The organism is Polynucleobacter sp. 80A-SIGWE, from assembly GCF_018882295.1.
GTDB lineage: Bacteria > Pseudomonadota > Gammaproteobacteria > Burkholderiales > Burkholderiaceae > Polynucleobacter.
Genome location: NZ_JACVOR010000001.1, coordinates 390155 through 414929 on the forward strand (window position 1 = coordinate 390155; position 24775 = coordinate 414929).

The following is a 24775-nucleotide window of genomic DNA, read 5'->3' on the forward strand; positions in this document are numbered from 1 at the left end:
AAGAAAAGATACTAAGGATTCGATATGGGTAAGGTCACTGGATTTATGGAGTTTGAGCGCGTAGATGAAACCTACGAAGCTCCCGTTAAACGCCTCCATCACTACAAAGAGTTCGTTGCGGCATTAACGGATGAAGAAGCTAAAGTACAGGGCGCACGCTGTATGGATTGCGGCATTCCGTTTTGCAATAACGGTTGCCCTGTGAATAACATCATTCCTGATTTCAATGACTTGGTATTTCACAGTGATTGGAAGAATGCATTAGATGTTTTGCAATCAACTAATAACTTCCCTGAATTCACTGGCCGCATCTGCCCAGCACCTTGCGAAGCTGCATGTACTTTAGGAATCAATAGTGACGCGGTTGGTATTAAGTCAATCGAGCACGCCATTATTGATAAGGGTTGGGAAAATGGTTGGGTTAAGCCGCAGCCATCCAAAACCAAGACCGGTAAGAAAGTAGCTGTTGTTGGCGGTGGTCCTGCTGGTATGGCAACTGCTCAGCAATTAGCGCGCGTGGGTCACGACGTTACCGTATTTGAAAAGAATGATCGTGTTGGCGGATTGTTACGCTACGGCATTCCTGATTTCAAGATGGAAAAATGGTTGATCGATCGTCGTGTTGAACAGATGCAGGCTGAAGGCGTGAAGTTTGAGACTGGCGTATTCGTGGGTAAAGAGGCGATTGGTGCTGAAGTTAAAAACTATTCCAAAAAAACCGTTTCACCTGATCAGTTGATGAAAGATTTTGACGCTGTTGTGATTAGCGGTGGATCTGAGCAGCCACGTGACTTGCCAGTCCCTGGTCGCGAGTTGAAGGGCGTTCATTACGCTTTGGAATTCTTGATTCCGCAGAACAAAGAAAACGCAGGCGATTTCAAAAATGAAATTTCTGCAGCTGGTAAGCATGTAGTAGTAATTGGTGGTGGTGATACTGGATCTGATTGCGTGGGAACATCCAATCGTCATGGTGCCGCCAAGATTACTCAGTTTGAATTGTTGCCACAGCCACCAGAAACTGAAAACAAGCCTTTGGTATGGCCTTACTGGCCAACCAAGTTGCGTACATCTTCCTCTCACGAAGAAGGTTGTGAACGTGATTGGTCTGTTGCTACAAAGCGTTTTGAAGGTAAAGACGGTAAATTAGAGAAATTAATCTGTGTGCGCTTGGAGTGGAAAGACGGCAAGATGTCAGAAATGCCAAATTCTGAATTTGAGATCAAGGCAGATTTAGTGTTCTTGGCCATGGGCTTTGTATCACCTGCAGCACAAGTTCTGAATGCCTTTGGTGTGGAAAAAGACGCTCGCGGCAATGCAAAAGCCACAGTTGACGGCCAAAATGCCTATCAAACCAACGTTCCAAAGGTATTTGCTGCTGGCGATATGCGTCGCGGACAATCTTTGGTAGTTTGGGCGATTCGTGAAGGTCGTCAAGCCGCTCAGGCAGTAGACGAGTATTTAATGGGGTCTTCTGTTCTACCGCGATAATATCGAGGATATGAACAGTAGCCACTCCAACTCGGTGGAAGTGAAGCAAAAAACCTCTAGCGGTGGCCATGGCGAAGTTGTAGTTCAAATTAAGGACGTCAACTTTTCCTACGCCCCTGGTGAGCGGCAGATTTTATCGGGACTCAATATGGAGTTCCGTCGCGGCCAAGTTGTTGCAGTGATGGGCGGCTCCGGTTGTGGCAAGACGACTATTCTGAGACTCATTGGTGGCCAGTTCGCCGCGCAGTCTGGTCAAGTTTTATTCGAAGGCCATGACATTGGAAAAATGAACGGCAGTGAATTAATGGCGGCCCGTCGTCGCATGGGAATGCTCTTTCAGTTCGGCGCACTCTTTACTGACCTCAGTGTTTTTGAAAACGTTGCCTTTCCTCTGCGTGAGCACACCGATTTAAGCGAAGAGCTATTACGCTCTTTGGTCCTTATGAAGCTCAATGCAGTTGGCTTACGTGGCGCACGCGATTTAATGCCTGCACAGATTTCTGGTGGTATGGCACGCCGTGTTGCTCTAGCAAGAGCGATTGCGCTTGATCCACCCTTGATCATGTACGACGAGCCCTTCGCAGGCTTGGATCCTATTTCTTTAGGAATTACTGCACGCTTGATTCGGGATCTGAATCAAGCTCTAGGTGCAACGAGCCTATTGGTCACACATGATGTTGAAGAAACATTTGAAATTGCCGATTACGTTTATTTCATTGCTAATGGTCGCATTGGTGCTGAGGGCACTCCAGAAGAGTTGAGTCGTTCGAGCGATCCTTTTGTGCGCCAATTCCTGGATGCTTCACCGGATGGCCCTGTACCTTTTCACTATCCAGGTCAAAGCCTTGCAGAAGATTTTGGGGTGAGCTTGAAATGAGCATCCTGAATAAAGCCGTAGATCTTTTCGGCGACCTCGGTTTTTTTGTTCGTCGCAACTTAACTAGTCTTGGTCTAGCTGCACGCATGTTCGCTGCAGTGATTTGGCGTTCCGGATTTTTATTAAAAAGACCCCGCTTAGTTTCTGATCAGATCCTTTTTGTCGGTAATCACTCATTTGTAATCATTGCGGTATCTGGTTTATTTGTTGGATTTGTTTTGGGATTGCAGGGTTATTACACTCTCAATCGTTATGGTTCTGAACAGGCCCTAGGTTTATTGGTTGCGCTATCACTCACTCGTGAATTAGGGCCAGTAATTACTGCACTTCTATTTGCGGGTCGTGCCGGCACATCCCTTACTGCAGAGATTGGCTTGATGAAAGCCGGTGAGCAGCTCAGTGCTATGGAAATGATGGCGGTAGATCCATTGAGTCGGGTGATTGCGCCGCGCTTGTGGGCGGGCATTATTGCGATGCCGATTTTGGCTACGATCTTTACGGCGGTTGGTGTGATGGGCGGCTACTTTGTTGGGGTTCCCTTAATTGGGGTTGATTCAGGCGCCTTCTGGTCCCAGATGCAGGGCGGGGTAGATCTCTTCTCTGATATTGGCAATGGCCTGATTAAAAGTTTGGTGTTTGGTGTAGCGGTGACCTTCATAGCGCTGTATCAAGGCTATGAGGCAAAACCTACGCCTGAGGGCGTATCGCAAGCCACCACTAGAACAGTGGTGATTTCCTCCTTATCGGTTTTAGCGCTGGACTTCTTGCTTACCGCAATGATGTTCTCGAATTAGAAAGAATAAACTGGAACTCTTATGAGAAAAAGTGCAATTGATGTTTGGGTCGGAATCTTTGTAGCTATTGGCTTACTAGCTGCTTTGTTTCTAGCATTGAAGGTCGGCAATATGAATGCCGTTTCCTTTGCGCCTACTTACAAAATTTCTGCGCGCTTTGACAATATCGGTGGATTAAAGCCGCGTGCACCAGTCAAAAGCGCTGGGGTAGTTGTTGGCCGTATTGCTAATATTTCTTTTGATGACAAGACTTATCAGGCAACCGTCACTATGACCATCGAAGATACCTATAAGTTCCCTAAAGATTCTTCTGCAAAGATTTTGACCTCTGGTTTGTTGGGTGAGCAATACATTGGACTTGAGGCTGGTGGTTCTGATGATATGTTGTCTGCTGGAGATAAGATTACCCAGACTCAGTCTGCCGTGGTTTTAGAAAACCTCATTAGTCAGTTCTTATATAACAAGGCGGCCGATAGCGGTAAAGATAAGGGTGCTGAAAAGTAATGCAGTGGCTAATCAAACTCAAACGTCTTGTGCTGCTTGGCTTGGTGGCTAGCATGGTAGGTTGCGCTTCTATTCCTGCTGGAGTGGAGCCTTCCCCACATGATCCTTGGGAGCCGTTTAACCGCTCCGTTTTTGAATTCAATGAAGGTTTAGATGCCTACCTGCTAAAGCCAGTTGTTGCCGGCTACCGCTTTGTCTTGCCAGAATTTGTGCGTGATGGTATTTACAACTTCTTTAGCAACTACAGCGATATCTACACAGCACTGCAAAACCTATTGCAAGGTAAGCCAGGTGATGCCTTTAGTGATCTGATGCGGGTGGTAGTCAATACCACCTTTGGTTTGGGTGGTTTGATTGATATGGCTACGCCTGGCGGACTTCCAAAACATAAGGAAGATTGGGGTCAAACCTTTGGTGTGTGGGGTATTCCTTCTGGCCCATATGTCGTTTTGCCATTTTTTGGACCAAGTAGTGTGCGCGATACCTTTGGTACGGTGGCTGATTTGGAGTCTGACTACCTATTTGGCTATGTCAAAGATATTGGTCTGCGAAATAGTATTACTGGCTTGCGAGTCGTTAATGCCCGCAATACTTATTACGAAGCTGGCGACCTATTGGATGGGGCGGCAATCGATAAATATAGCTTTATGAGAGATGCCTATATTCAGCGACGTGAGTATCAGATTAATGAAGGGCGTGAAGACGAGGAGGTATTAATGCCCCCTTATCAGAATCCCTACGAATAAAGGCGCTCAAGCCTGGCTTAGTTTCCTTAAAGAGCTAAAATGAGCTCCAATGACCAGTCGTAATCGAGGACACATGAAAAGCCATAAAACTATTCAAAAATACTGCACAGCATTGCTATCAAGCCTGATTTTGTTTGCGGGCGGTGTTTTTGCTCAAGCAGTTGATCAGTCCACGCCGGATGGTTTGATTAAGACTGTAGTTTCTGATGTGATGGCTTCTGTGAAGTCTGATCCTGAAATTCAAAAAGGGAATATTCCACGCATTGTAGATCTGGTGGATAAGAAAATCGTTCCCTATACCGACATGCGCCGCACCACTGAAATGGCGATGGGTCCTAATTGGAAAAAAGCGACCCCAGAACAACAGGCTCAATTGGTTGGCGAGTTTAAGAATTTATTAATTCGTACTTACTCAGGTGCTTTAAGCCAACTGCGCGATCAAACTATTCAATTCAAGCCTTTGCGTGCAGCCCCAGACGATAAAGAGGTTGTTGTAAAGACTGTAGTGATTGGTCGCGGTGATCCCATTCCGCTTGACTATCGCCTAGAAAAAACCGCCAATGGCTGGAAAGTCTATGACATGAACATCATGGGTGTTTGGTTGGTCGAGGCCTATCGCAATCAATTTGCAAACCAAATCAGCCAGAATGGTGTTGAGGGCTTAGTGAAGTTCTTGCAAGATCGCAACAAACAGCTTGCTGCTGCAAAGCCAGCAAACTAAAGATCGTACAGATTTAGTAAAGATAAATAGCAAATGCCATTTTTATTGCCCGCTTCAGTGACACAAGACAATGTGTTGCAGTTAGAAAAAGATGGCTTACTGAATTTAGCTGCGCTAAGAACGGTTGACTGCGGCAATCTCAAAGACTTTGATTCCACGGTACTCACTGTTTTATTGGCATGGCAAAAAAAATTACAAGCTGATGGTCAGCAGATTTCTGTGCAAAATGCACCTGAAAAATTAACTGTGTTGGCTGGCGTATATGGTGTTGCCGAGTTGCTAGGTTTGTCATAGCATGCACGCCGCAATATCGATTAAAAACATATCAAAAAATTATGGCGCCTTACAAGCGCTAGATGATGTCTCTTTATCAATTGAGCAAGGTGAATTCTTTGGCCTACTTGGCCCTAATGGCGCAGGTAAGACAACGCTGATTTCCATTCTTGCTGGCTTGGTTACTGCGGATAGTGGCCATGCTGCAATCATGGGTGCTGATGTGCAGAGTCAGTTTCGTGAAGCTCGCCGGATGCTCGGAGTAGTTCCACAGGAGTTGGTATTTGATCCCTTCTTTACTGTAAGAGAGACACTGCAATTTCAGTCGGGTTATTTTGGCATTCGTCATAACGATGCGTGGATCGACGAGATCATGTCCAACTTGGATCTCACTGGTAAGGCTGATAGCAATATGCGTTCCCTTTCTGGCGGTATGAAACGCCGGGTATTAGTGGCACAAGCCTTGGTTCATAGACCACCAGTCATTATTTTGGATGAGCCTACAGCTGGCGTTGATGTGGAGTTGCGTCAATCTCTCTGGCAATTTATTAGTCGCTTAAATCAAGATGGGCACACCATTGTTCTAACAACCCATTACCTTGAAGAGGCTGAGGCGCTGTGTCAGCGCATCGCCATGCTCAAGCAAGGAAAGATTGTTGCCTTGGATACAACGGCAAATTTACTGAGTCAATATGGTTCAGTGAAAAAAGATGGCGAAGGCAAGACCGATCTCGAGGATGTGTTTGTCAACATCATGTCGGGGGGTGCTCGATGAAACCTATTTTGAATAAGCAACCGATCTCTTATGGCAGCGGCTTTCCAACCCTATTGCGAAAAGAAATTAAGCGCTTTTATAAAGTAGCTTTTCAGACGGTTGCGGCACCAGTACTCACCGCTGTTTTATATTTAATGATTTTCGGTCATGTCCTTGAGGGCAAAGAAGTTTATGGTCGCCTCAACTACACAGCTTTCTTGATTCCTGGCTTAGTCATGATGAGTGTGCTGCAAAACGCCTTCGCAAACACTTCTTCATCACTTATTCAATCGAAGGTGACTGGGAATCTCGTTTTTGTCCTGCTAGCCCCTTTTAGTCATTTAGAGTTTTATGCTGCCTATGTCTTGGCCGCAGTGTTTCGTGGAATCGTTGTTGGCTCAGGCGTTTTGCTGATTACCGCTTGGTTCGCTATGCCATCCTTTGAATATCCTTTATGGATCATGACATTCGCTCTTTTGGGTGCTGCAATTTTAGGAAGCATGGGTTTAATTGCTGGTATCTGGGCTGATAAATACGATCAATTGGCTGCCTTCCAGAATTTCATCATCATGCCTGCCACTATGTTGTCAGGCGTGTTTTATTCCATTCATTCTTTGCCTGCAGCATGGCAGGTGGTATCTCACTTCAATCCATTCTTCTACATGATTGATGGTTTCCGTTATGGCTTCTTTGGAGTGTCAGATATTTCCCCTTGGGACAGTTTGGCAATTGTTGCCTGCTTCTTTGTTGTGGTCTCTGCTATCGCTTTGCGTTTACTGCAAAAAGGCTACAAGCTCAGGAACTAAGTGCCATTGAAATTGCCTCAAACTTTGTATTAGAGAATCGTTAAGAAATTAGAAATCAGGAGATTGTGATGTTGCCAACCCCAGAACAAATTGAAGGCTATATTCAGCAAGGCCTCGCATGTACTCATGTGAAAGTTGAAGGTGATGGGCAGCACTTCTTTGCGACGATTGTGAGCTCAGAGTTTGAAGGCAAGCGTTTGATTCAGCGTCATCAATTGGTGTATGGCGCAATGGGAGACCGCATGAAGGCTGAAGTTCATGCTTTATCAATCAAAGCGTTTACTCCTGAAGAGTTTGCTCAAAATTCCTCAACATAAAATACGACACTAGATTTTTACTGGAATAGATTCATGGATAAATTACGAATGGTTGGCGGCACTCCGCTTAAGGGCGAAGTAGCGATTGCTGGCGCAAAGAATGCGGCGCTACCAATTTTGTGTGCCTGCTTGCTAACGGATCAACCGATTACTTTGCGTAATGTCCCTGACTTGCAAGATGTGCGGACCATGCTCAAGCTCCTTCAAGAGATTGGCGTGACTGTTGCATTTCCAGATGTAAATGATCGCAATCACGTGGTGCTCAATGCGGCTAATATTAAGAGCTCTGAAGCAACGTACGAGATGGTGAAAACCATGCGTGCCTCTATTCTGGTTTTGGGCCCCTTGCTCGCCAGAATGCATAGTGCCAAGGTTTCTCTGCCAGGCGGTTGCGCTATTGGTGCACGCCCCGTAGATCAGCACATCAAGGGTCTAAAGGCCATGGGTGCAACGATCAAGATTAAGAGTGGCTACATTCAGGCAGAAACTAAATCTGCGTCGGGTCGTCTGCAAGGCGCTTCTATCTTGACTGACATGATCACCGTAACCGGTACAGAGAATTTATTGATGGCCGCCACATTGGCATCAGGCACAACGATTTTGGAGAATGCAGCGCGCGAGCCTGAAGTAGGGGACTTGGCTGAGTTGCTCGTCAAAATGGGTGCAAAGATTACAGGCATCGGTACAGATCGCTTAGTGATTGAGGGTGTTGAAAAACTCCACAGTGCAGAACATGCCGTCATTGCTGACCGTATTGAGGCGGGTACATTCTTGTGCGCAGTTGCTGCTGCTGGTGGTGAGGTGCTGGTGAAGCACTGTCGCCCAGATACATTAGATGCTGTGATCGTCAAACTCAAAGAAGCTGGCTTAGAAATGGAAGTGGGTCCCGATTGGATTAAAGCTTCCATGAATGGTCGTCCTAAGGCGGTTAGTTTCCGGACTTCTGAATATCCAGCCTTCCCAACAGACATGCAGGCGCAACTCATGGCAGTCAATGCGATTGCCCAGGGCAATGCCACCATTACTGAAACCATCTTTGAAAACCGCTTTATGCACGTTCAGGAGATGAATCGTCTTGGGGCTGATATTGCAATTGAAGGCAATACCGCGATTGCCCAGGGCGTAGAAAAGCTTTCAGGAGCCGTTGTGATGGCGACCGATTTGCGTGCTTCTGCCAGTTTGGTGATTGCTGGTTTGGCTGCCCAGGGCGAAACCCAGGTAGACCGGATTTATCACCTAGATCGTGGATATGACCGCATGGAGCAAAAGTTGACCCTCTTAGGCGCCAACATTCAGCGAATCAAGTAAGCCTGATGGATAATTAGTCCATGAAGTTAACTTTAGCCCTCTCGAAGGGGCGCATCTTCGAAGAAACCGCTGAGATCTTATCTAAGATCGGTATTCGTCCGCTTGAGGATCCAGAAAAGTCACGCAAACTCATTATTGAGACCTCCAATCCTGATGTGCGCCTGATTATTGTGCGCGCATCGGATGTGCCTACCTATGTTCAGTTTGGCGGGGCTGATTTTGGAGTTGCTGGCCTGGATGTTTTGATGGAAAACGGCACTGATGGCCTATATGTTCCGTTTGATCTGAACATCGCTAAATGCCGTATGTCAGTGGCTGTCAAAGAAGGTTTTGATTACGCAGCCGCTGTAAAACAGGGCTCTCGTTTAAAAGTTGCCACCAAGTATGTCAATTGCGCACGTGAACACTTTGCTAATAAGGGCGTGCACATCGATACGATTCATTTGTATGGTTCCATGGAGCTGGCTCCATTAGTTGGCTTAGCGGATGCAATTGTGGATTTAGTTTCCACAGGTAACACCTTGCGTGCGAATGGCTTGGTTGAAGTTGAGCCTATCGCCGACATCAGCGCTCGCCTGGTTGTTAATCAGGCTTCTTATAAGCGTAAGCGCACACAGCTCCAGCCATTCTTTGAATTGTTGAAGTAAAGAACATTCACATGTCAGCGCAAGTCAAAGTCAAACGCCTTAATAGTAAAGATGCTGGGTTTAAAGAAACTCTGCTCTCTAGCCTTTCTTTGCCAATGGCTGATGATGAGGCGATTGATGCTGCGGTAGTTAAAATTTTGGCGCAAGTTAAAGCGCATGGCGATGCTGCGGTACTAGATTTCACAAAGCAGTTTGATCGTTTAAATGTGGCTAGTGTTACTGAGTTAGAGATTACTCATGAAGAGTTAAAAAAAGCCTACGAAGGTTTGTCGGCTGAACAAAAAAATGCTTTGGATATTGCCGCACAAAGAGTTCGCGCATATCACGAGAAGCAAAAGATCGAGGCGGGTTGCCACTCTTGGGAATATGAAGAGGCTGATGGCACGCGCTTAGGTCAAAAAGTCACAGCTTTAGACCGCGTGGGTATTTATGTTCCGGGCGGTAAGGCAGCATATCCATCTTCTGTACTGATGAATGCGATTCCTGCAAAAGTGGCTGGCGTCAAAGAAGTCATCATGGTGGTGCCCACCCCCGATGGCGCTCGTAATCCTTTGGTCTTGGCTGCCGCTTACTTATCCGGCGTTGATCGCGTCTTCACGATTGGTGGTGCGCAAGCTGTTGGCGCTTTAGCTTATGGCACCAAGACTATTCCGCCAGTAGATAAGATTGTTGGTCCTGGTAATGCCTATGTAGCAGCCGCTAAGCGTAGAGTTTTCGGTACTGTCGGTATTGACATGATTGCTGGCCCATCAGAAATTTTGGTTCTTTGTGATGGTTCTAGCAATCCTGATTGGATTGCGATGGATTTATTTTCTCAAGCGGAGCACGATGAGTTAGCGCAATCTATTTTGCTTTGCCCGGATGAGAAATTTATTGAGCAAGTGCAAGCAAGCATTAACAAGTTATTGCCTGAGATGCCAAGAAAGAAAGTGATTGAAGCATCACTCACCAATCGTGCTTTGTTGATACAAGTAAAAGATATGAGTGAGGCTTGTGAGATTGCCAATGCAATCGCTGCTGAGCATTTAGAAATTTGTGCAACTGAGCCACGCAAGTGGGCTGAGTTAATTCGTCATGCTGGCGCTATCTTTATGGGTAACTACACCAGCGAATCTCTTGGCGATTATTGTGCAGGTCCAAACCATGTTTTACCAACAGCACGCACTGCACGCTTCTCATCTCCACTAGGTGTGTATGACTTTATCAAGCGCTCGAGCATGATTGAAGTTAGTGAAGCGGGTGCTCAAACGCTGGGCGCTGTGGCCAGTACTCTCGCCCATGGCGAAGGCCTGACTGCTCACGCTCGTGCAGCTGAGATGCGTCTTAAAAATTAGACGCTAGCCAGAATTTCTTTAAGAGCTGCAATCAATTCATTAGTTTGATCATCGGTGCCGATAGTGATGCGCAAAAATTCTTCAATGCGCGGTGACTTGAAGTGGCGCACAATAATTCCACGATCGCGTAAAGCTTGATACAACTTTACGCCGGCATGCTTTGGGTGACGTGTAAAAATAAAGTTTGCGGTTGATGGCAAAGTATCAAAGCCCAGTGAGGCCAACTCAGAAACTAGGCGTTCACGAGTTTGAATTACTTTTTTACTTGTGGATTCCAGGTGGGCTTGATCTTGTATTGCAGCAATAGCCCCAGCTTGAGCCAGGCGACCCAGCGGGTAGGAGTTAAAGCTATTTTTGACTCGCTCCAGACCTTCAATGAGAGTTGGATGCCCTACTGCAAATCCAACCCGTAATCCTGCTAGGGCGCGTGACTTGGATAGCGTATGAACAACCAGTAGATTCTCTGGGCAAGCACTTCCGCGTAGAAGTGGAATGCAAGACTCGGTTCCATAATCCACATAGGCTTCATCGATAACTACTACTGAATCTGTATTTCTGTTGAGTAGGGCCTCGATATCTGAGCGTGGAATAGCGCGACCAGTTGGGGCATTGGGATTGGGGAAAATGATCCCGCCATTTGGGGTTTTGAAATCCTCCGCCTGAATCTCAAAATGAGGGCCCAGGGCTACTGTTTGATAGTCGATGCCAAATAGCCTGCAATAGACTGGATAGAAGCTATAGGTGATGTCTGGAAACTGGACGGCCTTAGCTTGCTTGAGTAGGCCTAAAAATACGTGAGCCAGGACTTCGTCGGAGCCATTTCCCAAAAACACCTGTTTAGGGTCTAGGCCGTGTAAATCCGCAATTGCTTTCTTAAGGGCTGACCCTTCAGGATCTGGATAAAGCCTTAAATCATCCGTATTTTGCTGATTTATGGCGGCTAGGGCCTTAGGGGATGGGCCATAGGGGCTCTCATTCGTATTGAGCTTAACCAGTCGCTGCATTTGCGGCTGCTCCCCGGGAACATAGGGGGTGAGGGTCTGAACAACGGGGCTCCAAAAACGGCTCATGAGGGACTCTAGTCAAAAATCAGCAAAAGTTAATAAACACCAGCAATCAAAATCGGCATTTATATCGGTATTAGGAATGATATTATGAGGCTTCAATCAACACTTCGCCTCGCGGCGCACTGAAGCATGCGGCAAGCCGACGTTACCCGAAACACTTCGGAAACCAAAATTCAAATTGCCATCAATTTAGATGGCACAGGTAAAGCCGAGCTAGCCTCTGGCGTGCCCTTCCTAGACCATATGTTGGATCAAATCGCCCGTCACGGCATGATCGACCTTAAGGTGGTTGCAACAGGAGATACCCATATTGATGATCACCATACCGTTGAGGATGTGGGCATCACTCTGGGTCAGGCCTTTGCAAAGGCAGTTGGTGATAAAGCGGGCATTACTCGCTATGGCCACTCCTATGTTCCTTTGGATGAGACCCTTTCCCGTGTAGTGATCGATTTTTCTGGCCGCCCAGGCTTAGAGTTCAACGTTCCATTTACCCGTGCACGCGTGGGTGACTTTGACGTGGATCTGAGCATCGAGTTCTTCCGTGGTTTTGTAAATCACGCCGGAGTGACTTTGCACATCGATAACTTACGTGGCATTAATGCTCACCACCAGATTGAGACCGTGTTCAAGGCTTTCGGTCGTGCATTGCGCATGGCTTTGGAGCTCGATCCACGCGCTTCCGGTGTTGTTCCTTCTACTAAAGGCAGCCTCTAATCTAGAAAATTTCTAGTGTTGAGTAGAAGACTGTCAACAAACTACAGAACATAGGCTAACAATTGGCGCAAACCATTGCGATCGTGGATTACGGAATGGGCAATCTCCGTTCTGTATATCAAGCCTTTCATCATGTGGCTCCTGATGCCAATGTAGTGATTGCGCACACTCCTGAAGAAATCATCTCCGCAGCGCGCGTAGTGCTGCCAGGGCAAGGGGCGATGCCTGATTGCATGAAGCATCTCGAGGAGTCTGGCTTATTAGAGGCCCTGCTCGATGCCGCTAAAAATAAACCGTTACTAGGTGTTTGTGTGGGTGAGCAAATGCTGTTTGATCAAAGTGCTGAAGTGCGGGCAAATTCCAATACCGCTTGGACGCCTTGTTTGGGATTGATTCCTGGTGAGGTTCGGCGTTTTGAATTGGCTGGAAAACTACAGCCAGATGGTTCTGCGTACAAAGTGCCGCATATGGGTTGGAATCAAGTTCGTCAAGATCGTCAGCACCCAATATGGGATGGCATTCCAGATTTGGCTAGTTTTTATTTTGTACATAGCTACTATGTTGTGCCGCAGCGCAAAGAAGATATTGCAGGCTCAACTGAGTATGGTGACTGGTTTACTTCTGCTGTTGCAAGGGATAATATTTTTGCAACGCAATTTCATCCAGAAAAAAGTGCAGAATACGGATTAAAGCTCTACAAAAATTTTGTTTCTTGGCAACCTTAATACTTTTCTAACCTACCGCTATGCTGCTGATTCCCGCGATTGACTTAAAAGATGGCCACTGTGTTCGACTCGAACAAGGTGATATGGATAAAGCCACTGTTTTTTCTGAAGATCCTGGCGCGATGGCGGCACATTGGATTAATAAGGGTGCGCGTCGTTTACATCTCGTGGATTTGAATGGGGCGTTTGCCGGAAAACTTAAAAATGAATCTGCAATCAAATCTATTTTGAAAGCAGTGGGCGATGAGATTCCAGTTCAGTTAGGTGGCGGTATTCGCGATCTCGAAACGATTGAACGTTTATTGGATGATGGTATTAGTACTGTGATTATTGGTACAGCCGCCGTAAAGAGCCCTGGCTTTGTACAAGACGCTTGCACTGCTTTCCCTGGCCACATCATGGTGGGCTTAGATGCGCGTGATGGCAAGGTAGCAACCGATGGTTGGAGCAAGATTACTGGTCATGAAGTGATCGACCTTGCCAAGAAATTTGAAGACTACGGCGTTGAAGCAATCATCTATACCGACATTGGTCGTGATGGCATGATGAAGGGTATCAATATGGATGCCACAGTTAAATTGGCACAAGCTATTCGGATACCAGTGATTGCCAGTGGCGGCCTATCTAACAATCAAGATATTGAGGCCTTGTGTGAAGCTGAGGCTGAGGGTGTCATGGGTGTGATTGCGGGGCGCTCAATTTATGCCGGTGATTTAGATTTAACTACGGCACAAAAATATGCCGATGAGTTAACTCTGAAGTACGCCAAGAAAATTATCTAGAGTAACTATCAGTGCTAACTAAGAGAATCATTCCCTGCCTTGATGTCACGGCAGGGCGCGTTGTCAAAGGTGTTAATTTTATTGGACTGCGTGATGCAGGCGATCCAGTAGAGATTGCTAAACGCTATGATACCCAAGGCGCTGATGAACTTACTTTCTTGGATATCACTGCGACCTCTGATGGGCGCGATCTCATATTGCACATCATTGAAGATGTTGCCTCCCAAGTATTTATTCCTTTGACAGTTGGTGGCGGTGTGCGTGCAGTAGCAGATGTGCGTCGCTTACTCAATGCCGGTGCCGATAAGGTCAGCATGAATTCCTCTGCTGTAGCAAATCCAGATTTAGTTTCTGATGCGGCAGCGTATTACGGCTCACAGTGCATCGTGGTTGCCATTGATGCAAAAAAAACTGAAGCTGGCAATTGGGAAGTATTTACGCATGGCGGACGGACTGCGACTGGCATGGATGTAGTGGCATGGGCTTCTGAAGTGGCTAAGCGTGGCGCTGGAGAAATTCTTCTCACGAGCATGAATCGTGATGGCAGTAAGGATGGCTTTGATCTTGAGTTAACTGCCGCTGTGAGTGATGCTGTGAGTGTGCCGGTGATTGCTTCTGGTGGTGTTGGTAATTTGCAGCACTTGGTAGATGGTATTACCAAGGGCCATGCTGATGCAGTTCTCGCAGCTAGTATTTTTCATTATGGTGAATACACTGTTGGCCAAGCAAAAGAATATATGGCAAGCCAAGGCATTCCGGTTCGTATTTGAGTGTAGATAGAACTAATAAGAGAATCATACGAATGACCATGAAAAATACCTTCACTCCAATTGAGTCTTTAGAAGCTGGCGCATGGCTTGATGCCGTTACTTGGAATGAGCAAGGTCTAGTTCCGGTGATCGCTCAAGAAGTAGGAAGTAAAGATATTCTGATGATGGCCTGGATGAATCGTGATGCGCTATTGGCGACCTTGCGTTTGGGCGAAGCGGTGTATTGGACTCGTTCAAGACAAAAGCTATGGCATAAAGGTGAAGAGTCCGGCCACACTCAAAAAGTAAAAGAAATCCGCCTTGACTGTGACGGCGATACGATTTTGCTCATGGTTGAGCAAAAAGACGGTATTGCTTGTCACACTGGCGAACACAGTTGCTTCTTTTTATGCTGGGATTCCGGTAAATCTACCTGGGTAGATGAGTCTAAGACTCATAAATAAGACCCTCTTAGTCTTCCCGGCAATAAAAGACATAAAATCACTTTATGACTAGTCCAGTACAAAACCCTTCTAATTTAGACTCCGCCCTGGCTCATTTGGCTGATGTAGTGGATCAGCGACGTGATGCGTTTAAGGCTGGTGACGTTGATCCAAAGACCTCATATACCGCCTTGCTTTTCTCTAAGGGCGATGATGGGATCCTCAAGAAGATTGGCGAAGAGGCCACTGAGGCGGTGATGGCAGCTAAGGATGCGCGTAATTCCAATCTGGCCCCTGAGCAGCAAAAGCTCCTAGTGGGCGAGATGGCCGACCTTTGGTTTCATTGCCTGATTGCCTTGTCACAGTTTGGTTTGCGACCAGAAGATGTGGTGGCTGAGCTCAATCGCCGCTTAGGTACCTCTGGTATCGAAGAGAGGGCGGCTAGAAAAGCTGCTGGCAAAGAGTAAATTCAGAAAACCCCAATCAAAACTAGAGGCGAAAGCGTGAGCCACGATCCTAATTGCTTGTTTTGTAAGATTTCTAAAGGCGAAATCCCCTCCCAGAAGGTGTACGAGGATGAGGAGATTTACGCTTTTAAAGATATCAATCCAGCCGCGCCCATCCATTTTTTGATGATTCCTAAAAAACATATCCCCATGCTGGAGTCTGTAGAAGTGGCAGATGCGCCATTGCTAGGTAGAATGATGGAATTAGCACCGCGTCTCGCCAAAGAGCAGGGTTGCCGTCCTGGAAAAGATGGTGGCTTTAGATTGGTGGTGAACAATGGTGCAGATGGTGGGCAAGAGGTTTATCACTTGCACTTGCATGTGATGGGCGGTCCGCGCCCCTGGAAAAAATAGTCCAAGGAGATAAAAATGGGTTCATTTAGCATTTGGCATTGGTTAATTGTTTTGGTAATCGTGATGTTGGTATTTGGTACCAAAAAATTGCGCAATATCGGTACGGATTTAGGTGGCGCTGTTAAGGGCTTCAAAGATGGAATGAAGACGCCTGAAGAGTCACAAGATAAAACTGCTGATCAAATTCAGAGTACTGCTGCATCAACAGAAAAAACTGTGGATGTTCAAGCAAAAGACATCAATAAATAATTATTGATGGAAATAATGCGCGGCTGCAATGATTGATCTCGGAGTTTCAAAGCTTGCACTCATTGCAGTAGTTGCATTGGTGGTAGTTGGTCCCGAGCGCCTTCCTAAGGTTGCTCGTATGGCGGGTAATTTATTCGGACGTGCCCAGCGCTACATGGCGGATGTGAAGTCTGAAGTTAGTCGTCAGATGGAAGTAGAAGAGTTCAAGAAGCTGCGCGAAGAGAGCGCTTCAGTTTTCAAGGAAGTAGAAAGTAGTATTCAATCTACTGTCAACGAAGCGAATGCAAACCTCAGCGATCAAGCCGACATCTTTGAGAATAATTTCACGAGAGCTCCTCTCGATGAAAAAGAAGTATTTCGTAAGTCTATGCGTCAGGGTCGTAAGAGTTGGGGTGTCAGACGCGCAGCAAGACCTGTATGGTTTAAACATTCCACTGGTATGCGCACAAGAGTTCAGTCTGGCGCTGCACGTATGAAGCGTTTTCATCATAGCGCTGGTAAGTAAGCCCAAAGAAAAGTAAAAAACCCTAACAATGACTCAAAATAATTCAACTGAAGATTCAGGTTTGCAAGAATCTTTCTTGTCTCACTTATTTGAGTTGCGCGACCGTATTATCAAAGCTGCTTTAGCCATTATTGTTGTCTTTGTTTGCCTCGTATATTGGGCGCCAGATATTTTTCATTTGTTTGCGCAACCGCTTCTTCAGGCTTTGCCCGCAGGTGGCAAGATGATCGTCACTGATGTGACGGGTTCATTTTTTGTACCCATGAAAGTTACTATGCTGGTTGCTTTCTTAATTGCTCTGCCGGTGGTGATGTATCAGTTATGGGCATTCATTGCCCCGGGCCTTTATCAACATGAGCGTAAGTTGATAGTGCCTTTGGTTGTCAGTAGCTATAGCCTCTTTATTTTTGGTATGGCTTTTGCCTACTTCTTAGTTTTCCCGACAGTATTTCAATTTATGGCTAGTTATAACGCACCATTAGGCGCGGAGATGTCTACGGATATTGATAACTATCTTAGTTTTGCGATGACCACCTTCTTGGCCTTTGGTATTACCTTTGAGGTGCCAGTAGTTGTAGTAGTGTTGGTTCGCATGGGAATGGTTCCTCTAGCCAAGCTCAGAGAGATTCGCCCTTATGTGATCGTTGGTGCTTTTGTTATTTCAGCTATCGTTACGCCACCCGATGTCTTATCTCAACTTTTGTTAGCTGTACCAATGAGCTTGCTCTATGAGTTGGGATTGTTGATAGCGCGCTTTTATGTGCCCCAACCTGCTGCTGAGGATGAAGCGTCAGATACAAACGGAACTGACAAGACTTAACTCCTATATAGACTATGCAGCGCCTAAAGTTGCTGCATTCTTGGCAAAGTTGCTGCATTCTTGGCAAAGTTGCTGGCAAGCCAAGCTGTAACACGATCAAATCGATAACGTCTTTGCCTTAGATTCCCCTCTATCTCAGATTCTGCACCTGCAAATGCTTTGCCGGCAGCCAATAATGTGCGTCTCTGTTGAATCGTGTCGATCTGAATCAGTCTTGGCAGAATCTTTGGTAGCTCCCAACGAATATCCACTACAACACAGTGCTCATGTTGCAGTTGCCCTACTTCACAAAGAAGCAATTCTGCTTTACTGAGATTAAATTGATTGGCAATGATCAGGCGATGGCACATTAAGAGCCACTCTTCATCGAGTTTGTATTCGGCGTGGTGATCAAGAGCCTTTTCCGCATAGAGGGCCAATTCATACCAATCATTTTTTTTGGGATCAGGCGTACTTTCTAAAATTTTGCCCAATAACTCTTTTGCTTCAGCAATCCCTTGTTGGTGTGCTTGCCAAACCCAATAGGAGGCTTGCAGGCCACGCACTTTCTCTTCGATCTTTTCCCGTTTTCGCCACAAGTTTGCGCCCTTGCGAAGCTGCGCTTGGGCATGCCCTAAATCAGCGGCCCTATCAAAGCAGCGATCACTCTCTGCAGCGTTATAGCCAGAGAACTGGGGTCGACGATAAATTTCACCCAGCGCAAACCAGGCATCTCGATCACCATCTTTGGCGGCAAGCTCTATCCAGTAGGCTGCTTTCTTGAGCGAGGCATTCGACTTATTGGTTCCACTGCTCACTCCATCAAACTGGGCAAGCCGTAAACCAAGGGTGAGTTTGGCAACTGTGAGACCTAACTCCGCCGCCTGCAGCAGTGCATCTTCATTATTGTTGGTGAGCCAAGAATCCCAGAGCGAGGAAAGTGCTTCATTCTTTGGTTGTAATTTAATTAAAAGTTCTTTGGCTGGAGCGCTAAATGAGGATTCAGATTCAGCAAGCTCTATTAAGTAACTTTTAACCTTCGACTCTAGTGAAGAAAAATCTGCACTGATATCTTGTTTAGTAATCCATTCAGCCAGGGCGGTGTGGAGTTCAGCTTTAGCTGGATTTAATAAGAGATCAATTAGCTGCCATCTAGCGGCATGACTTGTTTCTGTCTTTGCTTCGGCAATGCGCCAAAAGGATTCCCAGCCAAACTTAAATGCGGGTGAGTTGAAGGTTTCTGCCAAGGGAATTGTGGAGATTTGCTCGAGAACTTCAAAAAGTTCAGGTGCCCCCATGAAATCAGCTGATATTTCAGCCTCACTTGAGGTATTGATGCTAAGCAACTGATTTGTAATAGAAAAATAAGATTTTTCTAGCCAAATCAAGGCGTTAGAGGGCTGAATTGGGGTATTAAACGAGCCATTTAAATATGCGGAGGCCAATTGTTGTTGCGCAGAAACATCACCCAAACGGGCGGAACGAAGGATTTTTAAGAATTCACGACTTGCCATATGACAATTTTGACATCTCGGGCCTTAAAACGCTCAAAAAGTATGCCCTTGTTGCCGTGATACAACAAAGAAAGCCAAAAAACTGCCTTTTGACAAGCAAAAATAACTCCTAAATGCCCTGACCCCGAGTCTGGCAGGGCAAAAGAAGCAAAATTCATTGGTCCCAGTTTTATTTGGGCATTACTTTCAATTTATGGAGATTTAAAGAATGAAAAAATCGCTATTCGCAATCGCTGCAGTAACAGCATTTGCTGGTGCAGCTCAAGCTCAGTCAAGCGTAACTGTTTACGGTATCTTGGATGCTGGTTATGTTGGTGGTAACGAACGTGCTGCTTCAAGCACAGCTGTAAACAAGGGTACATGGAGCGCGCTCCAAACTTCCGGTGCTGAATCTTCTAACCGCCTTGGCTTTAAAGGTGTTGAAGATTTGGGCGGCGGTAATTCTGCTATTTTCACTATTGAAACAAGCTTGAATGCAAGTACAGACGCTTGGGCGCCAACTTTCCGTCAAGCATTTGGTGGTTTGAAAAAGAATGGCGTAGGTCAAGTACGTCTTGGTACACAAAACTCTTTGATCTGGCAAGCTGCTGCAGCTACAACTACAGGTCAGTTGAATAACATCACTGGTTCTGTGTTGAATCCAACTACTGTTGTAGGTAACTCAGCTTCTCCTTCAGCTCAAACTAACAGTGGTAACGGTACAAACATCGCCTTTACAAACCGTACACAAAGAACTTTGCAACTTGAGTCAGAGCGTTTCGCTGGCTTCGTTGGTAAAGCAATGGTAGTTTTGAACAATGCTAATACAACACAAACTAACCTTACTGGCGTTTCTCAAGGTTACACCGGTGGTGAAAACAACCAAAATGGTTGGGGCTTAGGTGCTGACTATGTATGGCAAAAGTTGAACGTTCAAGCTGCATACCAGTCATTTAACGCTGCTAACCCTTACAACGCTACCCAAGCTCAAGTTAATGCTGGTGCTGGTTACACATCTGGTACTCCAGCTGCTTTCGGTGCAAACGGTCTGTCAGTTGGCGCAGCAAGCAACGTTAGAGATAACCAGGCATACATCGCCGCTACTTATGACTTCGGTATTTTGAAGGCATACGCTGGTTGGACAAGCCGCTCAGTAACATCACAACAAACTTCAGCTGTTCAGTTGAAGCGTCAAGCACAAGAGATTGGTGTACGTAGCTTTATTACTCCAACTATTGAGGCATGGGCAAGCGTTGGTAATGGTCGTTACACAGCATTTGGTGCTGGCGAGCCAACAGCTAACATCACTGGTTACCAAATCGGTGGTAACTATTTGTTGAGCAAGCGTACTAACTTGTATGCAATTTTTGGTGCTGCAGGTACATCAAACGCATCTACAACTGCTGTAGCTGCTGACAGCTCAAACGTAAATAACTATGCGATTGGTATGCGTCACTCTTTCTAATTTGATGCTAGCGTAAGCTAGTAGATAGTTAGTAAGTAGTACACAGAAGTAAATTAACCCACCGTGGTAACACGGTGGGTTTTTTCTTTTGTAGGGCGCTAGATTTATAGACGCGTATTAACGAAGTGAGATAGACGAAATATGTAATTACACTTTCAATATGCGTTTTTTCTTGCTGTGAGTTTATTGTTTTTATCCACTGCCTTTCAGTGGATCTTCGAGGACAGCTAGATCCAAGAGCATCGCTTAGGACGATGCTCTATGGTGCAGTGGTGATTACTTCTTTAGGCTATCTCGAATCTCGCGAAGCAAAATAGTGTCCTCTGGCTCTGGAGGTGCGGGTGGAGCATCTATTAGGCGAACCTTATTAACCACCTTGACCATTTGAAAAATTACAAAGGCCAAGAGGATGAAATTGATAGAGATGGTAATAAAGTTCCCGTAAGCAAATATTGGTACTCCGGCCTTTTTTAGGGCGTCAAAAGTATGCGGAATATTTTCTGGCGCCTTGCCAAGCACGATAAATAAGTTGGTGAAGTCAATATGGCCACCCAAAATAGTAGAAATCACCGGCATGACAATGTCATTCACCAGGGAATCGACGATTTTCCCGAAAGCCCCACCAATGATCACACCTACCGCTAAATCGATCACATTGCCTTTAACTGCAAAGTCCCGAAACTCCTTTAAAACGCTCATAAATGCTTTCCTTTTTGATTTAGATGTAGATTATCCCGAGATTAACCCCATAACTTACTTGCATACCCCACTTTTTACTTTAAAATCTTACCTTTAAGCAATTTCCACCCATAAATGCTCTTCCGAGGAATTTTGTAAATGAGTGACAAGCCCTGTATGGACAAGGATCGTCGTAATTGGTTGATCGCTACTTCAGCGGTTGGCGGCGTTGGTGCAGCTGCAGCCCTTTACCCTTTTGTGGACAGTTTTGAGCCTTCTGAGCGCGCTAAGGCCGCTGGGGCAGCTGTTGAGATCGATATCTCTGGCATGCAGCCAGATGAAATGCGCATGGTTGAGTGGCGCGGTAAGCCTGTTTGGGTGGTGCGTCGCACGCCTGAGCAAGTTGCTGAGCTCTCAAAAATCGATTCTGAGCTCGCAGACCCTGATTCTTTAAGGGATCCAGCTCAATTTACTCCTCCTTATGCCCAGAACCAATGGCGTTCAATTAAGCCAGAATACCTAGTGGTAGTGGGTATTTGTACGCATTTAGGCTGCTCCCCAACAGCGAAGTTTGAGTCAGGCCCACAACCATCTTTGCCAAATACTTGGCCAGGTGGTTTCCTTTGCCCGTGCCATGGCTCTACATTCGATATGGCAGGCCGTGTATTTAAAAATAAACCAGCCCCAGACAATATGGAAGTACCGCCACATATGTATTTGAGCGATACCAAGATTCTGGTTGGCGAAGATAAGAAGGCCTAAGGAGAGATAAATGGCATTTCACGAAAAAGAAGTCCCTGCGGACGCTCCTGTAGCACAGAAGGTAATGGCATGGGTTGACTCACGTTTACCTGTTACAGAGGCCTTTAAAAGGCATATGAGCGAGTATTACGCTCCTAAAAACCTGAACTTTTTCTACATCTTTGGTGCGTTAGCTATTGTTGTTTTAGCTATTCAGATCATTACAGGTATTTTCTTGGTGATGAACTATAAGCCTGATGCTGCAAAGGCTTTTGAATCCGTTGAGTACATCATGCGCGAAGTGCCGTGGGGTTGGTTAATCCGCTACATGCATTCCACTGGCGCCTCAATGTTCTTCGTAGTGGTTTACATGCACATGTTCCGCGGCTTGATCTATGGCTCATACCGCAAGCCACGTGAGTTAATTTGGGTTTTCGGTTGCGCAATTTTCTTGTGCCTAATGGGTGAAGCCTTCTTTGGCTACTTGCTCCCATGGGGGCAAATGTCCTACTGGGGTGCACAAGTTATTGTTAACTTATTCTCCGCAATTCCATTGATTGGCCCAGACCTATCATTGTGGTTGCGTGGTGATTATGTGGTCGGTGATGCAACGCTAAATCGTTTCTTTGCATTCCATGTAATTGCTATTCCGTTGGTATTAATTGGTTTAGTTGCCGCGCACATTCTTGCATTGCATGAAGTGGGTTCAAACAATCCTGATGGCGTAGAAATTAAAGATACGCTTGATGCAAATGGACATCCTGTGGATGGTATTCCATTCCACCCTTATTACAGCGTTCATGACGTAATGTACTTGGGTGGATTCTTGATGGTATTTGCCTGCATCGTATTCTTTGCTCCAGAAATGGGCGGATACTTTTTAGAAGCGAATAACTTCATTCCAGCGAATCCATTTGTGACGCCAACGCATATTGCACCGGTTTGGTATTTCACGCCGTTCTACTCTATGTTGCGTGCAACTACCTCAAACTTCTTGCTGCCATTGTGGATTTTCTTGGCAGTGATTTTGGGAATGTTTGCTCTCAAATCTAACAACATTAAAGTTAAGGGCGCATGTGCTGCAATTGCCTTGATTTTGGCTGCCGGCTTCTACGCGTTTGATGCTAAGTTCTGGGGTGTTGTGATCATGGGCGGTTCTGTAGTGATCATGTTCTTTTTGCCTTGGTTGGATCATTCTCCAGTGAAATCCATTCGCTATCGCCCTCAGTTCCATAAATATATCTATGGTGTGTTTGTGGTGAGCTTCGTGATTCTGGGTTACTTGGGTATTGAGCCACCATCACCAGTATTTGAAAAGATTTCTCAGATTTGCACTATTTATTATCTGGGCTTCTTCTTGGCAATGCCGTTCTGGAGCAAGCTTGGCACCTTCAAGCCAGTTCCAACACGCGTTACTTTTAAGTCCCATTAATTCAGACACCCGAGAAATTAGGAACTAGTATGAAACGAATTCTGCAAACTTTGATGGGCGTCTGCCAAGCAACAGTTTTAGTTGCTGCCCTAGGTTTTGGTATTAGCGCCAATGCAAATGAAGGCGGCTTCCCATTGGACGCAGCGCCTAATCGCGTTAGCAATAACGCTTCACTGCAAAACGGTGCGAAGTTATTTGTGAACTATTGCTTGAACTGCCATGCAGCCTCAAGCATGCGATACAACCGCTTGCGTGACATTGGTTTGACCGATCAACAGATCAAAGATAACTTGATTTTGACTGACGCTAAAGTCGGCGATCTCATGACAATCTCGATGACTCCAAAAGAAGGTAAGGCATTCTTTGGAAAGACGCCTCCTGACTTATCTGTTGAGGCGCGTGCACGTGGAACGGATTGGCTCTATACCTATTTCCGTACTTTCTACAAGGACGACACTACTCAAACGGGTTGGAATAACTTGGTCTACCCAAACGTTGGTATGCCGCATGTTCTCTGGCAGTTACAGGGTGAGCGTGCTGCAAAGTTTGAAGAGCGCAAAGATCCGCATGACGAGAGTCGCACAGAAAAAGTATTCGTAGGTTTTGAGCAGTTGACGCCAGGCACTATGAAATCACAAGAGTACGACGACAACATTGCTGACTTAGTTGCATTCATGTCTTGGATGGCTGAACCAGTCCAGCTTGAGCGCAAGCGTCTCGGTGTTGTAGTGTTGATCTTCTTGGCAATCTTCACATTGCTGGCATGGCGCTTGAACAAGGCTTACTGGAAAGATATCCACTAAGCCAAAGAAGTTAGATATTTAAAGTCGCAGTTGTTTGTGCGTTTGTTGTATTGAAGTAGATATTTAAGGAAATAAATTTATGATGGTGTTGTACTCGGGCACAAACTGCCCATTCTCGCAACGCTGCCGTTTGGTGCTTTTCGAAAAAGGCATGGACTTTGAAATCCGTGATGTGGACTTGTTTAACAAGCCTGAAGATATCTCGGTGATGAACCCTTATGGCCAAGTTCCAATCTTGGTTGAGCGCGACTTGATTTTGTATGAGTCAAACATCATCAATGAATACATTGATGAGCGTTTTCCTCATCCGCAATTGATGCCACCTGATCCTGTGGCACGTGCACGTGCACGTCTCTTCCTCTTCAATTTTGAGAAAGAGTTGTTTGTACACGTTGCAGCGTTGGAAAATGAAAAAGGTAAAGCAGCAGAGAAGGTTCATGAAAAAGCGCGTTTAGCTATTCGCGATCGCTTGACTCAGTTGGCACCAATTTTCGTGAAGAATAAGTACATGTTGGGCGAAGAGTTCTCCATGCTTGATGTTGCTATCGCTCCTTTATTGTGGCGTTTAGAGCACTATGGTATCGATCTTTCTCGTAATGCAGCGGCACTGTTGAAGTACGCCGAGCGCATTTTCAGCAGACCTGCTTATATTGAGGCTTTGACCCCTTCTGAAAAGGTAATGCGCCGCTAAGCGGTTC

General features: G+C 45.9%; 31 protein-coding genes. 28 read left to right on the forward strand and 3 right to left on the reverse strand.

The genetic code is table 11. The features are described 5' to 3' along the window. The first annotated feature begins 24 nt into the window (after positions 1–24). The 13 genes from ICN25_RS02080 (at position 25) to hisD (ending at position 10569) form a co-directional block, all read left to right on the forward strand. Positions 25–1488 carry a glutamate synthase subunit beta gene (locus ICN25_RS02080; protein WP_216178773.1) on the forward strand — a complete coding sequence of 488 codons (1464 nt, stop codon included), beginning with the start codon at positions 25–27 and terminating at the stop codon, positions 1486–1488. A 10-nt stretch (positions 1489–1498) separates the two neighbouring features. Further along, complete coding sequence (locus ICN25_RS02085) at positions 1499–2365, forward strand: ABC transporter ATP-binding protein (protein ID WP_216862850.1); 867 nt, start codon at positions 1499–1501, stop codon at positions 2363–2365. Then, entirely contained in the window at positions 2362–3159 is a 798-nt protein-coding gene (mlaE, locus tag ICN25_RS02090; RefSeq protein WP_216178774.1) for a lipid asymmetry maintenance ABC transporter permease subunit MlaE, read from the forward strand. The genes ICN25_RS02085 and mlaE overlap by 4 nt, the downstream gene beginning before the upstream one ends. Before the next feature lie 21 nt (positions 3160–3180). After that, positions 3181–3663: an outer membrane lipid asymmetry maintenance protein MlaD gene (mlaD, locus tag ICN25_RS02095; protein WP_216178775.1), complete on the forward strand. Its 483-nt coding sequence runs from the start codon at positions 3181–3183 to the stop codon at positions 3661–3663. After that, positions 3663–4409, forward strand: coding sequence for a VacJ family lipoprotein (locus ICN25_RS02100; protein ID WP_216178776.1), 747 nt, complete (start codon positions 3663–3665; stop codon positions 4407–4409). Before mlaD ends, ICN25_RS02100 begins: the two co-directional genes overlap by 1 nt. 73 nt (positions 4410–4482) lie before the next feature. Continuing rightward, the gene (locus ICN25_RS02105; RefSeq protein ID WP_216178777.1) at positions 4483–5130 is read left to right on the forward strand and encodes a phospholipid-binding protein MlaC; all 648 of its coding nucleotides are present in this window, start codon (positions 4483–4485) and stop codon (positions 5128–5130) included. A gap of 33 nt (positions 5131–5163) precedes the next feature. Next, on the forward strand, positions 5164–5424 hold the full coding sequence (locus ICN25_RS02110) for a lipid asymmetry maintenance protein MlaB (RefSeq protein WP_216178778.1): 261 nt from the start codon (positions 5164–5166) through the stop codon (positions 5422–5424). A 1-nt stretch (position 5425) separates the two neighbouring features. Continuing rightward, positions 5426–6178, forward strand: a complete 753-nt coding sequence (locus ICN25_RS02115) for an ABC transporter ATP-binding protein (protein ID WP_216178779.1) — start codon at positions 5426–5428, stop codon at positions 6176–6178. Beyond that, the gene (locus tag ICN25_RS02120) at positions 6175–6963 is read left to right on the forward strand and encodes an ABC transporter permease (RefSeq protein WP_216178780.1); all 789 of its coding nucleotides are present in this window, start codon (positions 6175–6177) and stop codon (positions 6961–6963) included. The genes ICN25_RS02115 and ICN25_RS02120 overlap by 4 nt, the downstream gene beginning before the upstream one ends. A gap of 68 nt (positions 6964–7031) precedes the next feature. Then, positions 7032–7280 (forward strand): BolA family protein, encoded by a 249-nt coding sequence (locus tag ICN25_RS02125; RefSeq protein WP_216178781.1) that lies wholly within the window; start codon positions 7032–7034, stop codon positions 7278–7280. 33 nt (positions 7281–7313) lie between these two features. Continuing rightward, positions 7314–8588, forward strand: a complete 1275-nt coding sequence (murA, locus tag ICN25_RS02130; protein WP_216178782.1) for a UDP-N-acetylglucosamine 1-carboxyvinyltransferase — start codon at positions 7314–7316, stop codon at positions 8586–8588. Between the two features lie 20 nt (positions 8589–8608). Beyond that, a complete protein-coding gene (gene hisG / locus ICN25_RS02135; RefSeq protein WP_088526716.1) occupies positions 8609–9235 on the forward strand; it encodes an ATP phosphoribosyltransferase in 627 nt (208 codons plus the stop codon). Between the two features lie 11 nt (positions 9236–9246). Further along, complete coding sequence (gene hisD / locus ICN25_RS02140) at positions 9247–10569, forward strand: histidinol dehydrogenase (RefSeq protein ID WP_216178783.1); 1323 nt, start codon at positions 9247–9249, stop codon at positions 10567–10569. On the opposite strand, the gene hisC is transcribed toward hisD, so the two are convergent. Beyond that, complete coding sequence (hisC, locus tag ICN25_RS02145; RefSeq protein ID WP_216178784.1) at positions 10566–11639, reverse strand: histidinol-phosphate transaminase; 1074 nt, start codon at positions 11637–11639, stop codon at positions 10566–10568. The two genes, hisD and hisC, sit on opposite strands and share 4 nt — an antisense overlap. 126 nt (positions 11640–11765) lie before the next feature. Between hisC and hisB the strand changes: the two genes are divergently transcribed. From hisB to tatC, 10 genes are all read left to right on the forward strand, one after another. Next, on the forward strand, positions 11766–12353 hold the full coding sequence (gene hisB, locus ICN25_RS02150) for an imidazoleglycerol-phosphate dehydratase HisB (RefSeq protein ID WP_215326161.1): 588 nt from the start codon (positions 11766–11768) through the stop codon (positions 12351–12353). 62 nt (positions 12354–12415) lie between these two features. Then, a complete protein-coding gene (hisH, locus tag ICN25_RS02155) occupies positions 12416–13078 on the forward strand; it encodes an imidazole glycerol phosphate synthase subunit HisH (RefSeq protein ID WP_216178785.1) in 663 nt (220 codons plus the stop codon). Positions 13079–13098: 20 nt separating this feature from the next. Beyond that, positions 13099–13860: a 1-(5-phosphoribosyl)-5-[(5-phosphoribosylamino)methylideneamino]imidazole-4-carboxamide isomerase gene (gene hisA / locus ICN25_RS02160; RefSeq protein ID WP_216178786.1), complete on the forward strand. Its 762-nt coding sequence runs from the start codon at positions 13099–13101 to the stop codon at positions 13858–13860. Between the two features lie 11 nt (positions 13861–13871). Further along, positions 13872–14630, forward strand: coding sequence for an imidazole glycerol phosphate synthase subunit HisF (gene hisF, locus ICN25_RS02165; RefSeq protein WP_216178787.1), 759 nt, complete (start codon positions 13872–13874; stop codon positions 14628–14630). A gap of 38 nt (positions 14631–14668) precedes the next feature. After that, on the forward strand, positions 14669–15073 hold the full coding sequence (gene hisI / locus ICN25_RS02170; protein ID WP_216179516.1) for a phosphoribosyl-AMP cyclohydrolase: 405 nt from the start codon (positions 14669–14671) through the stop codon (positions 15071–15073). 44 nt (positions 15074–15117) lie between these two features. Beyond that, positions 15118–15519 carry a phosphoribosyl-ATP diphosphatase gene (locus tag ICN25_RS02175; protein WP_216178788.1) on the forward strand — a complete coding sequence of 134 codons (402 nt, stop codon included), beginning with the start codon at positions 15118–15120 and terminating at the stop codon, positions 15517–15519. Positions 15520–15555: 36 nt separating this feature from the next. After that, positions 15556–15912, forward strand: coding sequence for an HIT domain-containing protein (locus ICN25_RS02180; RefSeq protein ID WP_216178789.1), 357 nt, complete (start codon positions 15556–15558; stop codon positions 15910–15912). Between the two features lie 15 nt (positions 15913–15927). Continuing rightward, positions 15928–16161 carry a Sec-independent protein translocase subunit TatA gene (gene tatA, locus ICN25_RS02185; protein WP_216178790.1) on the forward strand — a complete coding sequence of 78 codons (234 nt, stop codon included), beginning with the start codon at positions 15928–15930 and terminating at the stop codon, positions 16159–16161. A gap of 28 nt (positions 16162–16189) precedes the next feature. After that, on the forward strand, positions 16190–16666 hold the full coding sequence (gene tatB / locus ICN25_RS02190; protein WP_216178791.1) for a Sec-independent protein translocase protein TatB: 477 nt from the start codon (positions 16190–16192) through the stop codon (positions 16664–16666). Positions 16667–16694: 28 nt separating this feature from the next. Then, a complete protein-coding gene (tatC, locus tag ICN25_RS02195; protein ID WP_216178792.1) occupies positions 16695–17486 on the forward strand; it encodes a twin-arginine translocase subunit TatC in 792 nt (263 codons plus the stop codon). Positions 17487–17509: 23 nt separating this feature from the next. On the opposite strand, the gene ICN25_RS02200 is transcribed toward tatC, so the two are convergent. Next, a complete protein-coding gene (locus ICN25_RS02200; protein WP_216178793.1) occupies positions 17510–18979 on the reverse strand; it encodes a tetratricopeptide repeat protein in 1470 nt (489 codons plus the stop codon). Between the two features lie 208 nt (positions 18980–19187). Between ICN25_RS02200 and ICN25_RS02205 the strand changes: the two genes are divergently transcribed. Further along, complete coding sequence (locus tag ICN25_RS02205; RefSeq protein WP_216178794.1) at positions 19188–20423, forward strand: porin; 1236 nt, start codon at positions 19188–19190, stop codon at positions 20421–20423. Positions 20424–20699: 276 nt separating this feature from the next. On the opposite strand, the gene mscL is transcribed toward ICN25_RS02205, so the two are convergent. Further along, positions 20700–21122, reverse strand: a complete 423-nt coding sequence (mscL, locus tag ICN25_RS02210; RefSeq protein WP_216178795.1) for a large conductance mechanosensitive channel protein MscL — start codon at positions 21120–21122, stop codon at positions 20700–20702. 138 nt (positions 21123–21260) lie between these two features. Here mscL and petA point away from each other — a divergent pair, with 138 nt between their 5' ends. The 4 genes from petA (at position 21261) to ICN25_RS02230 (ending at position 24768) form a co-directional block, all read left to right on the forward strand. Further along, on the forward strand, positions 21261–21863 hold the full coding sequence (petA, locus tag ICN25_RS02215; protein WP_015420298.1) for a ubiquinol-cytochrome c reductase iron-sulfur subunit: 603 nt from the start codon (positions 21261–21263) through the stop codon (positions 21861–21863). A 10-nt stretch (positions 21864–21873) separates the two neighbouring features. Continuing rightward, complete coding sequence (locus ICN25_RS02220; RefSeq protein WP_216178796.1) at positions 21874–23274, forward strand: cytochrome bc complex cytochrome b subunit; 1401 nt, start codon at positions 21874–21876, stop codon at positions 23272–23274. A 29-nt stretch (positions 23275–23303) separates the two neighbouring features. Next, on the forward strand, positions 23304–24077 hold the full coding sequence (locus ICN25_RS02225; RefSeq protein WP_370624682.1) for a cytochrome c1: 774 nt from the start codon (positions 23304–23306) through the stop codon (positions 24075–24077). A gap of 79 nt (positions 24078–24156) precedes the next feature. Then, positions 24157–24768, forward strand: a complete 612-nt coding sequence (locus ICN25_RS02230; protein ID WP_062307169.1) for a glutathione S-transferase N-terminal domain-containing protein — start codon at positions 24157–24159, stop codon at positions 24766–24768. Positions 24769–24775 lie beyond the last annotated feature (7 nt).